Below are 18,344 nucleotides of genomic sequence, written 5' to 3' on the forward strand. Positions count from 1 at the left end.
TATGGTCGGGGGATGTCATTGGTCGCGACCGGGCTCTCACGCACCTTCGGCCGGCACCTCGCTGTCGCCGACGCAGGCCTGGAACTCACCCCCGGTCGGATCTGCGGACTGGTCGGCCCCAACGGGGCCGGGAAGACCACGCTGCTCCTGCTACTCGCCGGACTCCTCGCACCGGACGACGGCACCATCGTCATCGACGGGTCTCCGGCGTCGCCCGAGGACGCCCGGCGACTCATCGGCTGGATGCCCGATGTCTTCGGCACGTGGGAGAGCCTCACCGCACACGAGATCCTGACGACTTTCGGCCGGCTGTACGGCTTGCGCACGGCTTGGGCACGTCGGCGGGCCGACGAACTGCTCGAACTGGTCCACCTGAGCGAGTTCGCCGCCCGGCCGGCGCACGAGTTGTCCCGTGGGCAGAAGCAGCGACTCGGCTTTGCCCGGGCACTGGTCCACAGCCCGCAATTCCTTCTCCTCGATGAACCGGCCTCCGGCATGGACCCGCGGTCGCGGATGGACCTACGCAGTCAACTCCGCCGACTCGCCGATGACGGGTGCGCGGTTCTGGTGTCGTCCCACATCCTTTCCGAACTCGATGAGATGGTCGACGACGTGGTGCTCATGACCGGCGGACGCACTCACCGACCGCCACCGGCCGCAGGCCACGTGTGGCGCATCAGGCTGGCCGGCCAGTCGATGTCCGACGCCGAGCAACGGCATTTCGATGACGAGCCCGCGGCCGCGGGATATCTGCGCGAGTTGATCCGCTCCGGGGCCGCGGTCGCGGAGTTCGCACCCACCTCGAGCGGTATCGAAGATGCCTATCTGGCCCTGGACCCGGAGCGCCGATGACCCCCCTTCTCGAACAACCGACTCGACCCACGAGCCGCACGACCGCATTCACCACCTGGTGGCGGATGGTCTGGGTCATCGTGGAACTCGAACTGCGCCAACGCCTGCGGACGACCCGGTGGAAGGCCATTCTCGCGACCTCTTTCGCGGTGGTGTCCCTGGTCGTGCTGGGATCCCTGTACCTGTCGGTGGTCGCATTCGGCGGCACGTACCGGGGGTGGTCATCGGCTCTGTACGAGATCCTCGTCGGGTTTCTGCTCTTTCTCGGCATCATCGTCGCTCCGACGTTGGCCGCGACGACGATCAACGGCGATCGCAAGGACGCCACGCTGGCCGTCGTCCAAGCCACCTCCATCACGAATTCGCAGCTGGCACTGGGGAAATTGATCGGCAGCTGGCTGGCGAGTCTGGCTTTCGTGGGGGTCGCGGCCCCGTATGTCATCTGGGGCATCGTCGCGTCGCCGAATGGAGTCGCACACGGTCTCGGGGGCGTGGCGGTGCTGATCGTCCTCTTCGCCTGCTATGCGGGCATCGGACTCGGTTTCTCCGCGATCACGACGCGGCCCGCCGGGTCGGCGGTCCTCACCCAGGCGAGCGTGCTGTTCCTCATCCTGGGTCTACCCATCGTCTTCGGTCTGCTTTTCCCGGCAACGACACAGACGCACACGGTCATCCGGCCGGTCACGACGTTCGTCGACAACCCTCCGCAGCTCCCGACGTCGACCTGTCGTGAGGTCCGCGAGGACCGCGAGTTCCACCATCACGAACACATCTGGTGGTTGTTGGCACCCAACCCGTTCTTCATCGTCGCCGATGCCGCCGCCCCTCAGCGCGACCCTCTCGACCGAGAGGCGGCGTCCAGCGTCGCGACGGAGATCTCGCAGGTCTTCTCCGCGGTGCGCGCGGGCCCCTACATCGGTTCGAGGTATTGCTCGGACATCACGTACACCTACCCGGCTGTCGACCCCGCAAATTACAGCGTCCGCGAGACGGCACACGAGACGTCGAAGGTCGGTGACTCGTGGTATTTCGGACTCACGTTCTACTTCGCCCTCGGAGGCATCGGATTCTGGGTGGCCACACGACGATTACGAGTCCCCGCGGGGAAACTGGCACGCGGGGTCCGGATCGCCTGAGCGCCACGACAAATCCGCCGGCCGGGTAGCACCCGTGGTCGAGGGGCCAGCGCCTTCTCGCAGACTTTCGGCCACCCTCGACTGGAAAGTTCGGCCGCCCGAAACTATAGTGTCGGCATGCCCGAGGTGCGCGCGCGTCGACTACTCTCCGCCGGGGCGCTGATCGCTGTCCTGTGCACGGTCATCTCGGGCTGCACACTGTCCAGCCGACTCCCCGACGAGAAGGTGGTTCTGACGACCTTCACCGTGCTCGCCGACATCGCGTCGAACGTCGCGGGCGACCGCCTGCGCGTCGAGTCGATCACCAAACCCGGTGCCGAGATCCACGGTTACGAACCGACTCCGGGCGATGTGCGACGCACCGCGACCGCATCGCTCGTCGTCGACAACGGACTCAACCTCGAGGCCTGGTTCGGACAGTTCGTCGACGGGCTCGACGTCGAGCACATCGTCGCGAGCAAAGGCGTCGACCCGATCGACATCGCCTCGGATGCCTATGCGGGCAAACCGAATCCGCATGCGTGGATGTCTCCGGTGAACGTCGGCATCTACGTCGACAACCTGGTCGAGGCGTTCACCGACCTGGACCCCGAAGGCGCCGAGATCTTCGCGGCCAACGGCGCGTCGTACAAGAAGCAGCTGCAGCAGGTGCAGACCGACCTGGTCTCCGCGCTGGACGATCTGCCGCCCAACGAACGCGCGCTGGTCACCTGCGAGGGCGCCTTCGCCTATCTCGCGCGCGATGCCGGACTCACCGAGCGCTACATCTGGCCGGTCAACGCCGAGCAGCAGGCCACCCCGCAGCAGGTCGCCGCGGCCATCGACTTCGTCCGCACGAACCGGGTGCCGGCGGTGTTCTGCGAGTCCACGGTGTCCGACGCCGCGATGCAGCAGGTCGTCGGAGCCACCGACGCCCGCTTCGGCGGCACGCTGTACGTCGACTCCCTCTCCGAGGCCGACGGCCCGGTGCCCACCTACCTCGACCTGATCCGCCACGACGCCCGGACCATCGTGTCGGGACTGACGGGAGACAACCGATGATCACCTCGCATGCCATCGAGGTCGACGACGTGACGGTGCGCTACGGCCGCATCCTCGCGCTCGACCACGCCTCGGTGCGCGTGCCGACCGGCCGCATCTGCGCGCTCGTCGGCATGAACGGATCGGGAAAGTCGACGCTGTTCAAGACGATCGTCGGGTCGGTCACCCCGACCACCGGCTCGGTCACGCTCGCCGGCAGATCCCCTGCCGCCGCACGCAAATCCGGCCTCGTCGGGTACGTCCCGCAGTCCGAGGACATCGACTGGTCGTTCCCGCTCTCCGTGCGCGACGTCGTGATGACCGGCCGCTACGGCCATCTCGGCTTCACCCGCCGACCCAAGCGCGCCGACCATGACGCCGTCGACGAAGCACTCGCGCGCGTCGAACTCACCGACTACGCCGACCGTCAGATCGGTCAGCTCTCCGGCGGTCAGCGCAAGCGCGCCTTCGTGGCACGCGGCATCGCGCAGGAGGCCTCGATCCTGTTGCTCGACGAGCCGTTCGCCGGCGTCGACAAACGTACCGAGGCCACCATCACCGCGTTGCTCCGCCAACTCGCCGATTCCGGCGTGACGATCCTGGTCTCCACACACGACCTCCAGGTCCTGCCGACCCTCGCCGACGAGGCGATCCTGCTGATGCGCCGGGTAGTCGCGCAGGGCGACCCCGCCGAGGTCATCACCACCGACAATCTGGTGCGCGCCTTCGGACTCGACCCGCTGGACCGGACCGAACGAACTCCCGGTGACCGCCGGGAGGAGGCGTCATGAACATCGTCGACTACGTCCTCGACCCGTTCGCCTACGCCTTCATGACCCGGGCGCTGTGGGCGACGCTGATCGCGTCAGTCGTCTGCGCGCTGCTGTCGTGCTGGCTGGTGCTGATCGGCTGGTCGCTGATGGGTGACGCCGTTTCCCATGCGGTGCTGCCGGGAGTCGTCCTCGCCTACATCGTCGGTTTCCCTTTCGCCATCGGCGCGGTGGTCTTCGGCTTCCTCGCGGTGGCGATGATCGGTGCGGTCCGCGACGGCGGCCGGGTGAAAGAGGATGCCGCGATCGGCATCGTCTTCACAACGTTGTTCGCCCTCGGTCTGGTTCTGATCTCGGTGACGCCGAGCCAGACAGATCTGAACCACATCATCTTCGGCAACCTGCTCGGCGTCTCGACGTCCGATCTGATCCAGATCGCGATCCTCGGCGCCATCGTCGCGGTGATCCTGCTGCTCAAGCGGCGCGACTTCACCCTCTACGCGTTCGATCCGACCCACGCCTTCGCCATCGGCCTCAGCCCGAGGCTGTTGGGTGCGGCACTTCTCGCCCTGTTGGCTCTCACCGCCGTGACCGCACTGCAGGTGGTCGGCATCGTGCTCGTCGTGGCGATGCTGATCATCCCCGGCGCGACAGCGCAACTGCTCACCGACCGCTTCAACCGGATGCTGATCATCGCGCCGGCCACCTCGGCACTGTGCGGCGTCATCGGCCTGTACGTCTCCTACTATCAGGACACCTCGCCCGGCGGCATGGTCGTGCTGGTGCAGGGAATACTGTTCCTGCTCGTGTTCCTGTTCAGCCCGGCCCACGGCGTCATCAGCAAGCGACGTCGTCATCGCGAGCACTCACTGGCCGACGCGGCCGCAGCCTGAGCCGTCTCCGGCGGGTCCCGGCCGCCAGTCCCGCCGCGAGCGCACGTGGTCCGACGTCGGGCATCGTTTGGCGCGCCGTCGGATGTGACGAGGGTAACATCAATGGTGCTTGCAGCAGCGTCGAGCATCCTGTAACTGCGAACTCCGGAGCGTGCGCGGTGATCATTCTCGGAATCATTCTTCTAGTTCTCGGATTCATTTTCGGCATCCCGATCCTGTGGACCCTGGGCATCATCATCGCCGTGATCGGCGTGATCCTCGCAGTCCTCGGTGCCACCGGGCGCGCGGTGGGCGGTCGAGCGCACTACTACTGAGTCAGGCATTCGCAGGGTCAGCACCAGGGCTTTCGCCGAACTCGAAGTTCGGGGTCGGCCCGAATTTCTCGACGCGACCCCTGTAGGACTGCTGTACCGATGAGCGCCCCACCTGCGAACAGGTGGGGCGCTCTGGCCGTGGGGCTGCCGTGGGCCGTTCCCAGCAGATGTACAGGTCGCCGACAGCGTCACTCCAGAAAGCGTCAGCACCATGGCGTTCGCCACCCGGGAGCACCCGGAGTCCCCATCGCGAACGAGAGCGACAGCCATGAACACGACCCCGAATGATCCGACGCCCGAGTCGCACGAGGATATCGCGCCCGACGCGTCGACGACCCCGATCGCGCCGGCACCCGCCGACGATCAGCCGACCGCGCGGATCCCCGAGACAGGCTCCCCGGCAACAGACCTCGCTGCACCCGCACCTGTCTATCCGTCGAGGACGCCGAGGCCGAGGACGCCGGTACTCATCGCAGGCGGACTGGGGGTGGCGGCGATAGCGGCCGCGCTCGGCTTTGGGGCCGGATACATCACCGCCGACACGACGTCCGACCGCCACGACCGCGTCGCAGTGGTTCGCCACGGCGGTGACCTCGGTCAGCTGGAAGGTCGTGGCGGCCCGCCCGGACAGTTCCGCGGCGGACCCGACGGCGATGGGACGCCCGGCCCCCGTGGACCGCGACCGGGCGACCGCGATTCGACGGACGCGCCGGGCGGCCAGACACCGAGCACGCCGTCAGCCGGACAACAACCCCAGCCGAGCTGACCCGTCGAACCCCGAACGCAAAGCGCCCCACCTGTGAACAGGTGGGGCGCTTCGTCCGTGGAGCTGCCGGGAATTGAACCCGGGTCCTCCGTCGTGTTGGTAGGGCTTCTCCGTGTGCAGTCCGCTATGTCTCTACTTGGATCTCTCGGTCACGCGAACAAGCCGAGATGACGATCCCAGTCGCTGTTTGATGTTCCGACCTCACCCGCGACCGGCGAGGACGGTGAGCTCCCTGAGATGATGCCGGCATCCGGATTCGGGAGCACAATCCGGGCCGACAGACCAGCCGTCGCTACTTAGGCAGCGAGGGCGTAGTCGCGCTGATTGGAATCGGCGCTTAATTGGTTGCTGCGACGCTTATACGGTGGTCTCCAGCCTGCACCGACACGCTTCCCCTACCTCGACGCACGTAGTCGAAACCGATCAGCCCCGAGACAGGTACCCACCGACCGGAGTCAGTGAGTAATTCAGTCTAACAAGTCGGACAGCGGACTTCATTCCCGATACCGTCGGGGCTCGATCAGCGCGGCACCGGCGCGAGCACGATGGGCGCATACATGGCGACGACGCGGTCTTCCCAATCCTCGCCGACGGTTCCCGACCTGGCCTTTTCGGCGACAAGACTTCCGACGACGCCATCGATGAATGTGTCCGGCTCCACAGTCGACGCCACGAGTCCACGACTCTTGCCGTCGTCGATGACCCTCGCGAGGTCGGCGCGGTGCGTCGACAGCACGGTGCGGAAGATCTCGGTGAAGGCGGGATCGGCGTCGGTGATCAGCGCCGCCATCCCACCGAAGCCGATGCCGTCGGACACCATCGACGCCGCGTGCCGGACCACCCATCGGAGGCGCTGCTCCCCCGACAGTTCCTCATCGGGGGCCGGCGGCGTCCCCACGGCGACGAGTGCAGCGGTGAGCATCTCGTCACGGTTGCGGTGACGCCGATAGATGGTGGTCCGGGCGACGCCGGAGTGGGCGGCGACGGCCTCGATCGTCACGCCCGACGGCCCCCTTGTGCGCAGTAGTTCCAGCGCAGCCTCGATGATCTTCGCACCGCTGTCAGCAGGCACCTGCGGACCCCTTCGTCGTGGAAAACGGTTCTTCAGGAATAGCACGAAGCCCTCAGGCGCTACACATACTGTAGCGATACAGTTGATGTATCGCTACACCGAATGTATCGCTTTGTCTAGGAGGATCAATGCGCACCACAAACCATCCGAAGTCCCACGGATTCATCGGCTACCTGATCCTGCTGCTCGGATTCGTCAGCATGGGGGTGTTCCTCTTGACCCTCGCCGGCCAGTTCGGCGGCCCCGCGTGGCCGTCCGGGATCGTGATGGTCGTACTGTTCGCGCTGTCGATCGCAGCGTTCCGTCTCCAGCTGGCGCAGGCCGCAGAAAGTCAACGCGGGGGCGATGTCCGGGTGTACTCCGACCCGATGACGCCTCCCCTTCACCGCGCGCAGGTCGAGCAGTACGAGCGCACCTACCGAGGGAAAGGACATGCGGTGACGCCCGAACCCGCCGAGGGCACCCGCCTCTACAAGGCCGCCTGACCCGACCGACACGGTCGGTCAGCGGTCAGCCCATCCCCTTCACGCGACGGCCGACCTCGCGCTCGACCTCACGCTGCGCGGTCCGCTTGGCGATGTCGTGGCGCTTGTCGTGCGCCTGCTTACCGCGGGCCAGCGCCAACTCGACCTTCACCCGACCGTCGCTGAAGTACAGAGACAGCGGCACGAGCGTGAGGTTGCCGTCGCGGATCTTGCCGATCAGGTTGTCGATCTCACGACGATGCATCAGCAGCTTGCGCTTGCGCCGAACCGAGTGGTTGGTCCACGAGCCCTGGCCGTACTCGGCGATGTGCAGGGCGTGCAGCCAGACCTCGCCGTCGTCGATCGTGGCGAACGCATCCACGAGCGAAGCCTTACCGGCGCGCAGGCTCTTCACCTCGGTTCCGACGAGAACGATGCCGGCCTCGTAGACGTCGAGGATGGTGTAGTTGTGGCGCGCCTTGCGGTTCTGGGCAATCACGTTGCGTCCCTTTTCCTTGGGCATCGCGCACTCACCTCCTCGTGGATCGACGGTTGTCCGGGTCGAATAGACCGTAGTCAAGCCTGTGTGGAACGCCGGCGGCGGGTCCGCTCATTCCCGGACGTACACACGAAGGGTGACATAAGCCGTCGCGCCCGCCAACACGATTCCGCCGAGGATCAGCCAGGGCGCAACGAACAAGACATCCGTCAGTTCGATGCGGGCGAAGAAGCTCACGCCGTAGAGCTCCTTCAGCGCGGTGTCGAAGAAGAACTTCTTCGCGAGCAGCAGGCCACCGATCGCCAGCAACGAACCGGCAAGGGCGGACACCACCGCCTCCAGCAGGAACGGCAACTGCGTGTACCACCGCGTCGCGCCCACCAGTCGCATGATCGACACCTCGGTCCGTCTGGTGAAGGCTGCGATCTGAACGGTGTTGATGATCAGCAGGATGGCCGCGATCGCGAGCACCGACGCGATCGCGAACGTCGCGTTGCGCACCCCGTCGAGCACGCTGAAGATGCGTTGCACCAGTTTGCGGTCGTCCTTGAAAGCGTCAATGCCCAGGTCTTTTCGGCCTGCATACTCGGTGAGCACCGCGTCGAACTGCCCCGGGTCGGAGACCCGTACCCGCAGTGAGGCCGGCAGTGTGCCCTCGACGATGTTCTCGGCGAGGTCGGGGTTGTTGGCGAAGATCTCCTTCGCACGCTTGTAGGCCTCGTCCTTGTCCAGGTACGTCACCGACGTGACCCCCGGCTCGTTCTCGAGTCCCCGCCGCAGCTGCGCGCAGGGGTCCGCCTCACACTGCGGATCGCGTTCGGTGACCTCGGGATTGAGGTAGAACTCCATCTCCACCCGGTCCAGGAAGATCTTCTGGCTCTTGTCGGCCATCTGGATCACCAGCAGACCGCCGCCGAACATTCCCAGCGTGATCGCCGTGGTGATGATCATCGCGATGGTCATGGTCGCGTTGCGGCGCAGTCCGTTGAGAACCTCGCTGATGATGAAATTCGCTCGCATGCTTGCTCAGGCGTCCTTGGGGGTCGTTGTTGTGTGTCGGGGGTGGGCTGAGTCGTCAGCCGATTCCGTACACACCCTGCGGGTCGTTGCGCACGAGCTGCCCGTTGTCGAATTCGAGGACGCGGCGCCGCATCGCGTCGACGATGTGCCGGTCGTGGGTGGCCATGACCACCGTGGTGCCCCGACGGTTCACCCGGTCGAGGACGTCGACGATCTCCTCGCTGGTCTCGGGATCGAGGTTTCCGGTCGGCTCATCGGCCAGCAGCACGAGCGGGCGGTTGACGATCGCGCGGGCAATGGCCACACGCTGCATCTCGCCACCGGACAGCTCGTTGGGCATGCGGTCGTGCTTGCCCTCGAGACCGACGTACTCGAGCACCTCGGGCACCACGCGCTGGATCGTCGACTTCGGCCGGCCGATCACCTCGAGCGCGAAGGCGACGTTCTCGGCGACGGTCTTCTTCTGCAGCAACCGGAAGTCCTGGAAGACACAGCCGATCGACTGGCGGAGCTTCGGAACCGAACGGGCCCGCATCTTGTTGACGTGGAACTCACCGAGGTACACATCGCCGCTCGTGGGCCGGTCCTCTTTGAGCAGCAACCGGAAGAACGTCGACTTGCCCGATCCGGACGGCCCGATCAGGAACGCGAACTCCCCCTTGTCGACCTCGAAGCTCAAATCCTTCAGAGCCGGCCGAGAGGATGCCTTGTACTGCATCGTGACGTTCTCCAGCTTGATCACGATGAGCCAGTGTAACGACGACGCCTGAGAGTCCGTTCAGGCGCAACACGCCGCGTCGAACAACTCTCTGACCAGCGGTTCCCCGGCGTCAGCGTGTCGGAACGGGCGTGGTGGGCGTCGGCGCCCCGAAGTTCGGGATCTCGACGCCGGGCAGACCCGGGATCGTCTGACGCGTGGTGGACTCCGACGGCGACCCCGTCTGTCCCGGCGGCAGAGGCGTCCCGGTCCCACCCTCGACCCCGGGTTCGCCGGTCGTCGACGACGCCGACGACGTCTGCGAGGTGGATTCCTCGTACGTCGACGGCAGCGGCCGCTCGTAGGTCGGTTCGACGACCTGCGACGTCCTCGGCGCAGGACGCGGCGGTTCCGGCGAGACGACGCCGTAGCGCTGGGAGGTGTAGCCATAGAGGATGCAGCAGACAATGAACACCACGAAGAGGATGGCGGTGCTGATCCGGATCGACGTCCGACCGATGTGCTGATTCCACCGGAAGGTGCGCCGACGACGACCGTCGTCCTGGCCGCTCGCCCCCGACTGAACGGGCTGATTCTCCTGAGATCCGGTCATCACTCGTCCCCGTCCCGGTCGCGACCGACCTGATCGGCCAGGGTCGCCGGCGGACCGCTCGAGGCCTGGATGTCGCGCGGCGGCACGTTGATCCCCTCGCGGACCAACGCCCGGATGATGTGGACGCGAAGTGCGCGACCCACCTCGAACTGCTTGCCCGGCAGGGTGCGCGTGACCATGCGCACGGTGATCGAATCGAGCTCGAGGCTGACCACACCGAGGGAGGACGGCGCGTCGAGCAGCAGGTCGTGCCAGCGCGGCAATGCGTAGAACTCACGACCGACGCGGTCGAGTGTCTCGTTGACCAGACCGATGTCCGCTTCCGCCGGAATGGGTACGTCGACGACGGCGCGCGCCCAGTCCTTCGACAGGTTGGTGGCCTTGATGATCTGACCGTTGGGAACGGTGATGACCTCGCCCTCGCTGGTGCGCAGCTTGGTCACGCGGAGGGTGACATCCTCCACGGTCCCCTCCGCCGGCGCGTTGCCGGTCACCGTCAGGTTGACCACGTCACCGTAGCCGTACTGCTTCTCGGCGACGACGAAGAAGCCGGCCAGGATGTCCTGCACGATTCGCTGCGCGCCGAAGCCGAGTGCCGCACCGATCACCGCGGTCGGGCCGGTGAGCCCGCTGATCGGGATGCCGAAGACGCCCAGGATGTGGATGATGACGACGATCGCAATGCCCACGATGAGCGTCCAGGCCACCACGTCGACGAGCGCCCGACGATGTTTGGCGTCCTCCGTCTGCACGATGAGGTCGCTGGTGGAGAACCGTGACTCGACCCGCGCCGCGTATTTGCCGGCAAACCACCGGATGACTCGGGCCAGCAGGACCGCCCCGAGGATCCAGATGACGATCTCGAGGCCGCTGGTGGCCAGCCAGACATAGACCCGACCGAGAAGGAGTTCGGTCGGGGACGGCGCAGCGGCCAGCCACTCGACTCCGGGGTGCACGATCACGCTTCGGCGGACGCCATACGCCAGCGGATACCGGCTTCGATGAACTTGTCGAGCTCGCCGTCGAGCACGGCGGTCGGGTTGTTGTCCTCCACACCGGTCCGCAGGTCCTTGACCATCTGGTACGGGTGCAGCACGTAGGACCGCATCTGGTTGCCCCAGCTCGAGCCGCCGTCGCCCTTGAGCGCGTCGAGCTCGGCGCGCTCCTCCTGGCGCTTGCGCTCGAGGAGCTTGGCCTGCAGCACGCGCATCGCCGATGCCTTGTTCTGCAGCTGGCTCTTCTCGTTCTGACAGGTCACGACGATGCCGGTGGGGATGTGCGTCAGGCGCACCGCGGAGTCGGTGGTGTTGACCGACTGCCCACCGGGGCCCGACGAGCGGTAGACGTCGACCTTGATGTCGTTCTCGTCGACGTCGATGTGGTCGGTGGTCTCGACCACCGGCAGCACCTCGACCTCGGCGAACGAGGTCTGGCGGCGGCTCTGGTTGTCGAACGGGCTGATCCGCACGAGACGGTGGGTGCCCTGCTCCACCGAGAGAGTGCCGTACATGTAGGGCGCCTTCACGGCGAAGGTCGCGGACTTGAGGCCGGCCTCTTCGGCGTAGGAGGTGTCGTAGACCTCGACGCCGTAGCCCTTCTGTTCGGCCCAGCGGATGTACATGCGCATGAGCATCTGCGCCCAGTCGGCGGCGTCGACGCCACCGGCGCCGGACCGGATGTTGACCACGGCCTCGCGAGAGTCGTACTCGCCCGCGAGCATCGTCTTGACCTCCATGGCCTCGATGTCGGCGCGCAGGCTGGACCGCTCCTCGTCGGCGTCGGCCAGGGCCGCGGCCTTGTCCTCGCCCTCTTCGGACTCGGCCAGCTCGTAGTGCACGGGCAGGTCCTCGAGGCGCTGGCGCAGCTCGGAGACCTTGCGGAGTTCGGACTGGGCGTGCGACAGCTCGCTGGTGACCTTCTGCGCGTGGTCCTGGTCGTTCCACAGGTCGGGATCCGAGGCCTGCATCTCCAGCTCGTCGATTCGACGGCGTAGCTCCTCGAGGTCGAGCACCTTTTCCACGGTGGTCAAGGTGGCGTCGAGGGATTCGAGGTCTGCGGTCACGTCGGGATGCACAATCATCCAGAGTACCGACCGCGGGCCGGGTCAGACAGCGTCAGGCCCCGCAGGTCAGATGCCGCCGGGTCCCGCTGTTCAGATTCCGCCGGGTCCCGCGGGTGGCTGCGAATCTGGCAGCACGCCGAACTGCCAGGACGTCACCGCCTTGTTCGGCTTGTAGATCACCGGCAGATCGTCGCCCACCTGCGGCCACGGATCGTCCGCTCCGAGAGCGAGGGTTCCGTAGACCTCGGTCGGGTTGGTCTGGGGTCCGACGATGGTCCCGGTGATGGTGTAGAAACGCTGACCGTTCTTGTCCGCGGCGCTCTGCGGGTCGGACTGGTTGTCGGAGACCCCGACGATCGTCAGCGTGCCCTGCACATACCGGGAGGCCTTTGCGGCGGACATGGCCTGCGGATTGCGTCCCCGCTGCCACTGCATGACCAGCACCACGACCAGCGCGGCGAGCAACAGGGTGAACGTCACGGTGAGCAGCATGGGGGCTACCCTACCGGGCATGTCCGCCGACTCCGGTCCGAAGAACCCCAGCACCTCACAGAGCTACGACGACGATCTCGAACTCGCGCTGTCACTCGCCGATTCCGCCGATGCGCTGACCATGGACCGGTTCGGGGCAGTCGATCTCCGCGTCGACGACAAACCCGACCTCACGCCCGTCTCCGACGCCGACCTCGCCTGCGAGACGCTCATCCGCGAACGGCTCGCCGCCCGCCGGCCCGCCGACATGGTTCTCGGTGAGGAGTTCGGTGGGGACGCCGCCCTGTCCGGTCGTCAGTGGGTCATCGACCCCATCGACGGCACCAAGAACTTCGTGCGCGGCGTCCCGGTCTGGGCGACGCTGATCGCCCTGCTCGTCGACGGTGTCCCGACGGTCGGCGTGGTGTCGGCGCCCGCCCTGCGCCGACGCTGGTGGGCGGCCACCGGACTCGGCGCCCACACCTGTTTCGACAGTGAGGACGTCCGCGGGCTCGCCGTGTCGGGCGTCGGCGACCTGTCCTCGTCGAGCCTGGCCTTCTCGAGCCTCTTCGGCTGGGCCGACCGGGGCATCCGCAACCGCTTCGTCGACCTCACCGACCAGGTCTGGCGCGTCCGCGGTTACGGCGACTTCTACAATTACTGCCTCGTCGCCGAGGGCGCGGTCGACATCGCCGCCGAACCCGAGGTCTCCCTCTGGGACCTCGCGCCCCTCGACATCCTCGTCCGCGAGGCCGGCGGCCGGTTCACCGCACTCGACGGAACCCCCGGCCCGGCCGGCGGCAGTGCCGTCGCCACCAATGGACTCCTGCACGACGAGGTGCTCGCCGCGTTGCGGCCCTAGAGCTCCGTACCGGTCTCCTCGTCGAGCACCTTGAACTCGGTCGCGTCGTCCTTCATGTTCGACAGCCGCGCGTAGTGGACGGCCGAACCCGCGTCGGACAAGACCGCCTGGTGGATCGGGACCGCGACCCGCGGCGCCATCGCGCGGAGGTAGTCGACGGATTCGCTGAGTTTCATCCACGGCGCCGCCGACGGGAGTGCGAGGACGTCGACCTGCTCGAAGGGGATGTAGAACGAGTCGCCCGGGTGCATGAACTGTCCCGGCTTCTCGGCGGTTCCCAGGATGTAGGCGACGTTGTCGATCACCGGGATCTCCGGATGGATGACCGCGTGCCGCCCGCCGGTGAAACGTGCGGTGAGCGAACCGATCTCGATCTGGTCACCGCCGCGGGCCGCGGTCCACGCGCCGGCCACGTTGTCGCCGTTGAGCTGTGCGGTGGTCTGCGGGTCGGCGTAGAGGACGGCGTCGGGGTTGGCCGCGACGAGGTCGGGCAGCTTCGCGACGTCGCAATGGTCGGGATGCTGATGGGTGATGAGGATGGCATCGAGACCGCTGATGCCCTCGAAGCCGTGCGAGAAATTGCCCGGATCGAAGAGCACCTTGGTCCCGTCGATCTCGACGAGCAGACAGGAATGGCCGAAGTGGGTGATCTGCATGCATCCACTCTGCCTTCTTCACACCACGATCGGGAAGATCCCCCAACCCGCCGCGGCGTCGACGATGCGCGCCAGTCCGTAGATCAGCCACGCCCCCAGAAGGACGGCGCCGGCACGACCCAGCACCACGTCGCGCCAACCCTCGAGCGGGAACCGCCTCCGCCGCACCAGGGTGACGACCGCGAGAACGACGGTGACGATTGTCAGGACGAGCAGGATCGGGCCGAAGACATTGAAGCGGAACGACGTCCCGACGTCGCCGTGCATGAACGCCACCCAGCTGCGGGTGAGTCCACAGCCCGGGCACGGGAGGCCAGTCATCATCGCGAACGGGCAGATCCCCGGACCGTCGGCGATCCCGGCGGGCGTGAACGCGCAGGCGGCTCCGACAGCCGCCGCCCCTGCCAGTCCGACGACCGCCGCACCCAGTGCGCCGGTCGACGATAAGCGCAGGTCGGAGCGGTCTTCCACGGTCACCCGGCCAGCCTAGCGCGCAGGCCCCAGGACGGCGTCGGACAAGTAGGTGACAAACTTCTTACTACGGAGTAAGGTCTGGACTTACTACCGAGTAAGATCTGTCCGCAAAAACTCGTGCAGAGGCCCCTGATCGGGGCTACTTGAAGAAACGGCTGGTGATCATGACAACTCACACCGAACCGCGCGACACCTCCGCAGTCGGCCGAAACCCGCATCCCCGCAACTTCATCGGCACCGCGATGCGTGTGCTGTCGACGGTGACGGGATCGGAGTTCGCCGACAAGTACAAGATCCGCGAGCCGATCAACCGGGTCGCCTACCAGGCCACCAAGACCGGGTTCCAGACCCTCGGTGCGGCGAACCGCGCGTTCAAGGCTGTCCAGGGCGGTTCGGACGACGCCAAGCGCCTGACCACCGCACCCAAGGACTACTTCAACCTCACGCCCGACGACGAGCAGCAGATGATCGCGGAGACGGTGAAGGACTTCGCCACCGAGATCCTGCGCCCCGCCGCGTACGACGCCGACGCCGCGGCCACCGCGCCCGAGGACATCGTCAAGCGCTCGGCCGAGCTGGGCATCACGATGATCAACGTGCCCGAGGACTTCGACGGCGCGGCCACCGAGCGTGGCGTGGTCACCAACGCACTGGTCGCGGAGGCGATGGCCTACGGCGACATGGGTCTGGCCCTCCCGCTGCTCGCACCGAGCGGCGTGGCCACCACCCTCACCAACTTCGGCACCGATGAGCAACAGCGCACCTACCTGCCCGACTTCGCCGGCGAGAACGTGCCGCAGTCGGCCGTCGTGATCGCCGAGCCGAGGCCACTGTTCGACGCATTCTCGTTGAGCACCAAGGCAACCCGCGTACCCAGCGGCTACCGCCTCAACGGCGTGAAGTCGTTCGTCCCGGCCGCCGGATCGTCGGAACTGTTCATCGTCGGCGCGCAGCTCGACGGCAAGCCCGCCCTGTTCCTCGTCGAGTCGGACTCGAAGGGCCTCATCGTCGAAGCCGATCCCGGCATGGGCGTCCGCGCAGCCGGCATGGGTCGCCTGCTCCTGCAGGATGTCGCCGTTCCGGAATCGGCGCTGATCGCCGGCGAGGGCGATGCCGCCAACACCGCGTACCGCGACGTCGTGCGCCTCTCGCGTCTGGGTTGGTCGGCCCTGGCCGCCGGTACCGCGCGCGCTGTTCTCGACTACGTCATCCCCTACGTCAACGAGCGCGAGGCCTTCGGCGAGCCGATCTCCAACCGCCAGGCAGTCGCGTTCATGGTCGCGAACATGGCCACCGAGGTCGACTCGATCCGGCTGGTCACGCTGCGCGGCGCCGCCCGCGCCGAGCAGGGCCTGAGCTTCGCCCGCGAAGCCGCCCTCGCCCGCAAGCTCACCATCGACAAGGGGCTGCAGATCGGCCTCGACGGCGTCCAGCTCCTCGGCGGTCACGGCTTCACCAAGGAGCACCCGGTCGAGCGCTGGTACCGCGACCTGCGTGGCGCAGGTATCGGCGAAGGCATCGTCGTCCTCTAGACCGTCTGTGACCCAAGGAAACTGACATGAGCATCAATCTCGAACTCCCGAAGAAGCTGCACGTCGCCATCGATCAGGCGCATCAGGCGGCGGCGGAGATCTTCCGGCCGATCTCGCGCAAGTACGATCTGCGCGAACACGATTACCCGGTCGAGCTCGACACCCTGGCGAGCCTCTACGACGGTCTCTCGGAGACCGGTCAGGCCGGCGCGGGCGCCGACGGTGGTCGCAGCCAGCAGAAGAAGACCCCTCAGAAGAAGACGGGGCCCAAGACCGAGGACCAGGTCGTCAACGGCGGCAACATGCAGTCCGTCGTGAACGTCATGGAGACCTCGTGGGGCGACGTGGGCCTCATGCTGTCCATTCCCTATCAGGGCCTGGGCAACTCGGCGATCGCCGCGGTCGCCACCGACGAGCAGCTCGAGCAGTTCGGCAAGGTGTGGGCCGCGATGGCCATCACCGAACCCAGCTTCGGCTCCGACTCGGCCGCGGTGAGCACCACCGCGACGCTCGACGGGGACGAGTACGTGATCAACGGCGAGAAGATCTTCGTGACCGCCGGCTCGCGCGCCACCCACATCGTCGTGTGGGCGACCGTCGACAAAAGTCTCGGCCGTGCGGCCATCAAGAGCTTCGTGGTCCCGCGTGAGCATCCCGGTGTGGAAGTCGTTCGCCTGGAACACAAGCTGGGCATCCGCGTCTCCGACACCGCGGTCATCCGCTTCGAGAACTGCCGCATCCCCAAGGAGAACCTGCTCGGCTCCCCCGAGGTCGACACCAAGAAGGGGTTCGGCGGGGTCATGCAGACCTTCGACAACACGCGCCCCCTCGTCGCGGGTATGGCCGTGGGTGTCGCACGTGCAGCCCTCGAGGAGCTGCGTCGCATCCTCGACGAGGCCGGCATCGAGGTCGACTACGACCGTCCGGCCGCCGACCAGCACGCCGCGGCCGCCGAGTTCCTGCGTATGGAGGCCGATTTCGAGGCCGCCTACCTGCACACCATGCGTGCTGCGTGGATGGCTGACAACAAGCAGCCCAATTCGACCGAGGCGTCGATGTCGAAGGCCAAGGCAGGACGCACTGTCACCGACATCACCAACAAGGTGGTCGAGCTGACCGGCACGCTGGGCTACTCCGAACGCCTGCTGGTAGAGAAGTGGGCGCGCGACTCGAAGATCCTGGACATCTTCGAGGGCACCCAGCAGATCCAGAACCTCATCATCGCCCGCCGCGTGCTCAACAAGAGCAGCGCCGAGCTCAAGTGAGCGCCTGACGCAACAGCATTCGGCCCCGCGACCTCATCGAGGTGCGGGGCCGGATTGCTGTCGCGACGCGTCTGACTCAGACCGCCCAGACCAGCGCCGATCCCGCTGCGCATGCCGCCACCGAGGCGAGCAGCGTTATGGCGGCGTACCCGCCGGCGACCAGCCGCCGCTTGTTCTCCGCCAGCCGGACGACCTCGAAGCTCGCAGTGCTGAAAGTGGTGTAGCCGCCGCAGAATCCGGTCCCGATGATTGCCTGCATTTCGTGCGGCGCACCATGGAAGAGCACGAGACCGGCGAGTACGCCGAGCAGTGCCGAACCGCTGACGTTGATGACGAAGGTGCCCCACGGCGTGATGGTCGGCCACTTCCACTTGACCGCGCCGTCGACGACGAAGCGCGTCACCGCACCCAGTGCTCCGGCCACCATCACGGCCAGCGCGATCAACGTCGTGCCCATCGGGTCGCGAACCTCGAGGCGAGCGCGATGCCACCGGCCGCCGCCAGCAGACCGAGGAGGACGCTCACCGCCGCATACGCGAGCGCGGTCGCGACCGCCGAGGCTCGTGTCAGCTCCGATATCTCCAGTGCGAAGGTGCTGTAGGTCGTGAGCGCCCCGCAGATGCCGGTGCCGCCGAACAGCCTCACCCGCTGTCGCCATCCCTCGTCATGCCCGAGCCGGGCAAGCAGTTCGAGCAGCGCACCGAGGATGAACGCACCGATGATGTTGACCGCGAAGGTCGCCCACGGCCAGTGCCCCTCAGCGGAGGGAAACGTCTTCTCCGCCCAGTACCGCACACCGGTACCGATCAGTCCTCCCGCGAACACCCACGCCAGGGCGTGCACGCGAAGGTGCAGCGGACGTTCGTCGGGGTCGACGGGGAGTTCGTCGTGCTCGTCCACCTGCAC

23 protein-coding genes and 1 other RNA gene are annotated in these 18,344 nt (G+C 66.7%); 11 read left to right on the forward strand and 13 right to left on the reverse strand.

Annotation, left to right across the window (positions count from 1 at the left end; all coding sequences use genetic code 11):
* Positions 1-12: 12 nt before the first annotated feature.
* The 7 genes from RVF83_RS23490 to RVF83_RS23520 all read left to right on the forward strand — a co-directional run bounded on the left by RVF83_RS23490 (position 13) and on the right by RVF83_RS23520 (position 5,751).
* Positions 13-852, forward strand: a complete 840-nt coding sequence (locus RVF83_RS23490; RefSeq protein ID WP_005198457.1) for an ABC transporter ATP-binding protein — start codon at positions 13-15, stop codon at positions 850-852.
* Positions 849-1,988: an ABC transporter permease gene (locus RVF83_RS23495; protein ID WP_005198454.1), complete on the forward strand. Its 1,140-nt coding sequence runs from the start codon at positions 849-851 to the stop codon at positions 1,986-1,988. Before RVF83_RS23490 ends, RVF83_RS23495 begins: the two co-directional genes overlap by 4 nt.
* Before the next feature lie 117 nt (positions 1,989-2,105).
* The gene (locus RVF83_RS23500; RefSeq protein ID WP_005198452.1) at positions 2,106-3,029 is read left to right on the forward strand and encodes a metal ABC transporter substrate-binding protein; all 924 of its coding nucleotides are present in this window, start codon (positions 2,106-2,108) and stop codon (positions 3,027-3,029) included.
* Positions 3,026-3,799: a metal ABC transporter ATP-binding protein gene (locus tag RVF83_RS23505; protein WP_005198450.1), complete on the forward strand. Its 774-nt coding sequence runs from the start codon at positions 3,026-3,028 to the stop codon at positions 3,797-3,799. Before RVF83_RS23500 ends, RVF83_RS23505 begins: the two co-directional genes overlap by 4 nt.
* On the forward strand, positions 3,796-4,671 hold the full coding sequence (locus tag RVF83_RS23510; RefSeq protein ID WP_005198449.1) for a metal ABC transporter permease: 876 nt from the start codon (positions 3,796-3,798) through the stop codon (positions 4,669-4,671). The genes RVF83_RS23505 and RVF83_RS23510 overlap by 4 nt, the downstream gene beginning before the upstream one ends.
* Before the next feature lie 158 nt (positions 4,672-4,829).
* Positions 4,830-4,985: a DUF6131 family protein gene (locus tag RVF83_RS23515; RefSeq protein WP_005198447.1), complete on the forward strand. Its 156-nt coding sequence runs from the start codon at positions 4,830-4,832 to the stop codon at positions 4,983-4,985.
* 268 nt (positions 4,986-5,253) lie between these two features.
* Positions 5,254-5,751: a hypothetical protein gene (locus tag RVF83_RS23520; protein ID WP_039880407.1), complete on the forward strand. Its 498-nt coding sequence runs from the start codon at positions 5,254-5,256 to the stop codon at positions 5,749-5,751.
* A 55-nt stretch (positions 5,752-5,806) separates the two neighbouring features.
* Here the strand turns inward: RVF83_RS23520 and ssrA are convergent.
* Positions 5,807-6,182: a transfer-messenger RNA gene (gene ssrA, locus RVF83_RS23525) on the reverse strand.
* Positions 6,183-6,271: 89 nt separating this feature from the next.
* A complete protein-coding gene (locus tag RVF83_RS23530; RefSeq protein ID WP_005198444.1) occupies positions 6,272-6,823 on the reverse strand; it encodes a TetR/AcrR family transcriptional regulator in 552 nt (183 codons plus the stop codon).
* A 128-nt stretch (positions 6,824-6,951) separates the two neighbouring features.
* Here RVF83_RS23530 and RVF83_RS23535 point away from each other — a divergent pair, with 128 nt between their 5' ends.
* Positions 6,952-7,308 (forward strand): hypothetical protein, encoded by a 357-nt coding sequence (locus RVF83_RS23535; RefSeq protein ID WP_005198443.1) that lies wholly within the window; start codon positions 6,952-6,954, stop codon positions 7,306-7,308.
* A 25-nt stretch (positions 7,309-7,333) separates the two neighbouring features.
* Here the strand turns inward: RVF83_RS23535 and smpB are convergent, their stop codons facing one another.
* The 7 genes from smpB to RVF83_RS23570 form a co-directional block, all read right to left on the reverse strand.
* Complete coding sequence (gene smpB, locus RVF83_RS23540) at positions 7,334-7,810, reverse strand: SsrA-binding protein SmpB (protein WP_005198442.1); 477 nt, start codon at positions 7,808-7,810, stop codon at positions 7,334-7,336.
* An 87-nt stretch (positions 7,811-7,897) separates the two neighbouring features.
* The gene (ftsX, locus tag RVF83_RS23545; protein ID WP_005198441.1) at positions 7,898-8,806 is read right to left on the reverse strand and encodes a permease-like cell division protein FtsX; all 909 of its coding nucleotides are present in this window, start codon (positions 8,804-8,806) and stop codon (positions 7,898-7,900) included.
* Between the two features lie 55 nt (positions 8,807-8,861).
* A complete protein-coding gene (ftsE, locus tag RVF83_RS23550; RefSeq protein ID WP_005198440.1) occupies positions 8,862-9,548 on the reverse strand; it encodes a cell division ATP-binding protein FtsE in 687 nt (228 codons plus the stop codon).
* A gap of 88 nt (positions 9,549-9,636) precedes the next feature.
* The gene (locus RVF83_RS23555) at positions 9,637-10,116 is read right to left on the reverse strand and encodes a hypothetical protein (protein WP_005198438.1); all 480 of its coding nucleotides are present in this window, start codon (positions 10,114-10,116) and stop codon (positions 9,637-9,639) included.
* Entirely contained in the window at positions 10,116-11,078 is a 963-nt protein-coding gene (locus RVF83_RS23560; RefSeq protein WP_005198436.1) for a mechanosensitive ion channel family protein, read from the reverse strand. Before RVF83_RS23560 ends, RVF83_RS23555 begins: the two co-directional genes overlap by 1 nt.
* Positions 11,075-12,190, reverse strand: coding sequence for a peptide chain release factor 2 (gene prfB, locus RVF83_RS23565; RefSeq protein WP_039880451.1), 1,116 nt, complete (start codon positions 12,188-12,190; stop codon positions 11,075-11,077). Before prfB ends, RVF83_RS23560 begins: the two co-directional genes overlap by 4 nt.
* 78 nt (positions 12,191-12,268) lie before the next feature.
* The gene (locus RVF83_RS23570; RefSeq protein ID WP_005198434.1) at positions 12,269-12,670 is read right to left on the reverse strand and encodes a hypothetical protein; all 402 of its coding nucleotides are present in this window, start codon (positions 12,668-12,670) and stop codon (positions 12,269-12,271) included.
* 19 nt (positions 12,671-12,689) lie between these two features.
* On the opposite strand from RVF83_RS23570, the gene hisN reads away from it, so the two are divergent.
* Positions 12,690-13,511: a histidinol-phosphatase gene (hisN, locus tag RVF83_RS23575; RefSeq protein WP_051989289.1), complete on the forward strand. Its 822-nt coding sequence runs from the start codon at positions 12,690-12,692 to the stop codon at positions 13,509-13,511.
* Here the strand turns inward: hisN and RVF83_RS23580 are convergent.
* A complete protein-coding gene (locus tag RVF83_RS23580) occupies positions 13,508-14,167 on the reverse strand; it encodes an MBL fold metallo-hydrolase (RefSeq protein WP_005198432.1) in 660 nt (219 codons plus the stop codon). The genes hisN and RVF83_RS23580 overlap by 4 nt on opposite strands.
* Before the next feature lie 18 nt (positions 14,168-14,185).
* Positions 14,186-14,644 (reverse strand): DUF2752 domain-containing protein, encoded by a 459-nt coding sequence (locus RVF83_RS23585; protein WP_005198431.1) that lies wholly within the window; start codon positions 14,642-14,644, stop codon positions 14,186-14,188.
* A gap of 161 nt (positions 14,645-14,805) precedes the next feature.
* Here RVF83_RS23585 and RVF83_RS23590 point away from each other — a divergent pair, with 161 nt between their 5' ends.
* Positions 14,806-16,173 carry an acyl-CoA dehydrogenase family protein gene (locus RVF83_RS23590; protein WP_039880450.1) on the forward strand — a complete coding sequence of 456 codons (1,368 nt, stop codon included), beginning with the start codon at positions 14,806-14,808 and terminating at the stop codon, positions 16,171-16,173.
* 26 nt (positions 16,174-16,199) lie between these two features.
* Entirely contained in the window at positions 16,200-17,438 is a 1,239-nt protein-coding gene (locus RVF83_RS23595; RefSeq protein WP_005198429.1) for an acyl-CoA dehydrogenase family protein, read from the forward strand.
* A gap of 76 nt (positions 17,439-17,514) precedes the next feature.
* On the opposite strand, the gene RVF83_RS23600 is transcribed toward RVF83_RS23595, so the two are convergent.
* Both RVF83_RS23600 and crcB read right to left on the reverse strand, forming a co-directional pair.
* On the reverse strand, positions 17,515-17,895 hold the full coding sequence (locus RVF83_RS23600) for a fluoride efflux transporter FluC (protein WP_005198428.1): 381 nt from the start codon (positions 17,893-17,895) through the stop codon (positions 17,515-17,517).
* Positions 17,880-18,344: a fluoride efflux transporter CrcB gene (gene crcB / locus RVF83_RS23605; protein WP_005198427.1), complete on the reverse strand. Its 465-nt coding sequence runs from the start codon at positions 18,342-18,344 to the stop codon at positions 17,880-17,882. The genes RVF83_RS23600 and crcB overlap by 16 nt, the downstream gene beginning before the upstream one ends.

The sequence above is a fragment of the Gordonia rubripertincta genome, assembly GCF_038024875.1.
Taxonomy (GTDB): domain Bacteria; phylum Actinomycetota; class Actinomycetes; order Mycobacteriales; family Mycobacteriaceae; genus Gordonia; species Gordonia rubripertincta.